We start from the raw sequence: 3,483 nt of genomic DNA on the forward strand, positions 1-3,483 counted from the left end.
AACTGCACCAGAGATGATGTTGTTTCCGTAAATTAAGGAGCCAGCTACTGGTTCGCGGATTCCATCGATGTCTACAGGAGGAGCAGCGATGAAGGCGATAATAAAGCAGGTGGTAGCAGCTAGGAGGGTGGGGATCATGAGGACTCCGAACCAACCGATGTAAATCCGGTTTTCGGTGCTGGTGATCCACTCGCAGAAGCGATCCCATACGTTGGCGCTTTGGCGCTGTTGTAAGGTTGTGGTCATTTGTTTATGATTGCGGTTATCTATGTATGAATCAGACAAGTTTGTTTTCTGTCTATGAGATTACTTTACAATTGTTTACAAATGTTTGGCAAGGGGTATTTTTTTAATAAAAATTATGCTTGATGTAAGTTTTACTTATCATTAGCTCAATTCTGGGGGAGTTTCTCAAAGAGGCGATCGCTTGGTGGGGAACTAAAAGCCAAGTTAGTTGGGAGAGCCTGGCGCATTAAGCGTAATGACCTAGATAGGTATATTGACCAACTTTTTTGAATCTCGCCAAATAGCGACAAACAGCAATAAATACAAATTTGTTTAATCTCTTCGTAACTCTTTCCATTTAACTCTGCTTCCCTGAATAGCTTGTCTAATCTGTCTTTGGCGTTTATTCAACGAAGATGAGGCTGTTTTAACCTCGACAAACCAAATATCACGCAGAGCGTCTTCATTTAACCCATCAAAAACTACAAAGTCTACTGGACTACCCAGAAACCTTGCATCTTTTGGATTAAAAGTAAATTCTTGGAGGTATGGAATAAAGTGTTCCGTAACTTTCCCCATAATTACAGATTGACTTCTTTGAATAGCATCTTGCCTAATAGATTTAGTATTTTCTTCTATCCATTGCTGAATTTTTATTTCAGCTTCACGTATAGCTATTTCTCTTTGCTCGTTCCTAATAGAATTTATATTTTGAGAACGCCATATCTCATATTGTTCCTGCGCTTTTTTCGCGGCTTCTTCACTTACCAGTAGTTCAATGTTTTGTTGAGCAATATTTTCTTGTTCTCTCCTTATATACTCATAATCCTTTTTTTTCCAAGCTTCGTAATATTCTTTTGCTTTCTGCGTTACACTTGCGTTGGCTCGATAAAGTTGATAGGAAAGCCCTAAAATTATAAGGATAAGTAAGAGAACAAGCAGTTCCATTTGGAATACTGGCTAAATTTAATTGTATAACTGTCAATGCAGTTTAACATGAGATTGAGCCAAAAAACGGAAATTTTCTGCATACCGGAGTTTAGACTAAACGCATGACAAAGTAACTCAGGATAACTGAGTGACAAGCTTTACACGCAAAAAAGGAAAAATCAAAGAATTAAGCAGATTGTGGAACTTGTTTTTTTGGTTTGGGAGTGCGTTTTTTGACAGTTGGATAACGAATTCTACGAGTGCGAGGTTGACCTTCTGTCCATCCAGGGGACTTTCCACTGGGTTTGGGAGCCTGAGCAAGTGTCCCAATTAGGTATCTTCAGTAAGCTGTGCTTTGCACAACATCACCAAAATTATCTCTTACACCCTCTACCTATTTTCTCATGAATCGCTATCTGAATCTGGTTTTATTCATACCTTTCTACTATCAACTACACTAGGCATCCCCCCGTGCCCTTGACATCACTTATATAATATCAATGTGCTTGTGCGATAGCGAAGCGCTGCTGCAAGCAGATCGCCTGTACCAGTTGCGTAAGTCCTAAGGCCGTTATATCGCTTTACCTCTTGGTTAGGGCTATACTTTGAGTCCTGGCAAGGCTGCACAAATTTTATAACAGGTGATTTCGGCTTGCTTCCATGACATACTTACTGTTTCTCCTATCTATCGGATTAGCCACTGCACTTGCTTTAGTGATTAAGCAATTGCAACAGCGAAAAAATGACTATGCAATAGCTCAGGAGAGGTTGAAGGAAGCAGACAAGCGATTACAAGAAGCCGATCAGAAATATGGAGGACTCATCTCCAGGGAAGATACTGCAAGAGAACTAGACACGAAAATTACCGTTCTGACAGATCGGCTCAAGCAACTCGATAAGCAGTCACAAGTAGAGGAGCAGGAACTATCTAAGAAAATTTCAGTACTCAGAGCAAAACTGAAAGGACTTGAAGAGCAAGAGATTGTTGAAGATTTCGGATTTTATGAGTCCAAATATGATTTTCAAGAGGCTGAAGAGTACAAGCAACGTTTAGACAAAATTCGCGCTCAACAAAAGCAGATGATTAAGGATAAGCAAGCTGCTGTCTGCCATACGGAATGGTCAGTTGGTGGGAGCGCGAAAGAAGGAAAAAAAATGACTGATAATTTTCTAAAACTAGTTCTTCGTGCTTTCAATGGCGAATGTGATGCTTCCGTTGTCAAGGTTAAATATAACAATGTTCAGACAATGGAAAATCGCATCAGAAAGACTTATGATGATCTAAATAAACTCTCTCAAACTACACACTGCGAGATTACTTCACGCTACTTAGACTTAAAACTCCAGGAGCTTTGGTTAACCCACGAATACCAAGAAAGAAAATATCAAGAGCAGGAAGAACAGCGCATTATTCGCGAACAAATGCGCGAAGAAGAGAAAGCATTACGCGAACTTGAAAAATCCAGACAAGATGCTGAAAATGAAGAACGTCGTTATCAGGAAGCTTTGGAAAAAGCTCGTAGAGACGTAGAGTCGGCAACAGGCAAGGCTCAAGAGAAACTTCTTAGTCAAATCGAGGAGTTGCAGAAGCGACTCGCAGAGGCTGAAGCAAATAAAGAAAGGGCTATATCTCAAGCTCAATTGACAAAATCTGGACACGTCTACATCATTTCAAACATTGGCTCGTTTGGCGAAGATGTTTATAAAATTGGCATGACGCGCCGCCTTGAACCAATAGATCGAGTTAAAGAACTAGGTAATGCTTCTGTTCCCTTCCCATTTGATGTTCACGCTATGATCTTTTCCGAAAACGCTCCAGAGCTTGAATCTCGCTTACATAAACGTTTCAACAACAGGAGGATGAACAAGGAAAATAAGAGAAAGGAGTTCTTTCGAGTTTCATTAGACGAGATAGTTAGAGTTGTGCGAGAAATAGATCAAGAACTCAAGATTTGTAAATCCGAAGTGACTTTTACCAAGATTGCTGAAGCTACAGACTATCGAAAAACTCTAGCTAGAGAACGCCAAGATAAAGTGGCAACTTTTTGAATCTTTCTTTCAGGGCTGGAAACTCCCTCTGGGTTAGGATGTGTGTACACTGTAGCTTTAGACGTGTCAAAAGTGATGATTTCCACCTTGGCAAAAAACCAAAAGCGCCCATCCGGTAGGAAGAGCGCCTTAGTCGAGCAGAGACAGTATTATTTAAATTTCTTAACCTGAATCTCTTAGCCGTTGATTGCAGGAGCAGTCAAAGCAACAGGAGCAACTTCACCAGCAGCCAAGTCTAAGGGGAAGTTGTGAGCGTTACGCTCGTGCATTACTTCCATA

General features: G+C 40.6%; 2 protein-coding genes and 2 pseudogenes. 1 reads left to right on the plus strand and 3 read right to left on the minus strand.

Translation table 11 applies throughout. The features are described from left to right. Together NWP21_RS03155 and NWP21_RS03160 are read right to left on the minus strand one after the other, a co-directional pair. Positions 1–246 (minus strand): annotated as a pseudogene (locus NWP21_RS03155) (photosystem II q(b) protein); the annotation flags it as partial. A gap of 312 nt (positions 247–558) precedes the next feature. Then, complete coding sequence (locus NWP21_RS03160) at positions 559–1,173, minus strand: Holliday junction resolvase-like protein (protein ID WP_280791586.1); 615 nt, start codon at positions 1,171–1,173, stop codon at positions 559–561. Positions 1,174–1,815: 642 nt separating this feature from the next. Between NWP21_RS03160 and NWP21_RS03165 the strand changes: the two genes are divergently transcribed. After that, positions 1,816–3,204 (plus strand): DUF4041 domain-containing protein, encoded by a 1,389-nt coding sequence (locus NWP21_RS03165; RefSeq protein ID WP_280791587.1) that lies wholly within the window; start codon positions 1,816–1,818, stop codon positions 3,202–3,204. A gap of 176 nt (positions 3,205–3,380) precedes the next feature. Here NWP21_RS03165 and NWP21_RS03170 read toward each other — a convergent pair. Continuing rightward, positions 3,381–3,483 (minus strand): annotated as a pseudogene (locus NWP21_RS03170) (photosystem II protein D1); the annotation flags it as partial.

Source organism: Anabaenopsis sp. FSS-46 (genome assembly GCF_029891665.1).
Lineage (GTDB): Bacteria > Cyanobacteriota > Cyanobacteriia > Cyanobacteriales > Nostocaceae > Anabaenopsis > Anabaenopsis arnoldii.

Bases quoted from the DNA above. Each gene is read 5' to 3' on its own strand.
- NWP21_RS03160 (WP_280791586.1), bottom strand. From the start codon at position 1,173: ATGGAACTGCTTGTTCTCTTACTTATCCTTATAATTTTAGGGCTTTCC.
- NWP21_RS03165 (WP_280791587.1), top strand. From the start codon at position 1,816: ATGACATACTTACTGTTTCTCCTATCTATCGGATTAGCCACTGCACTT.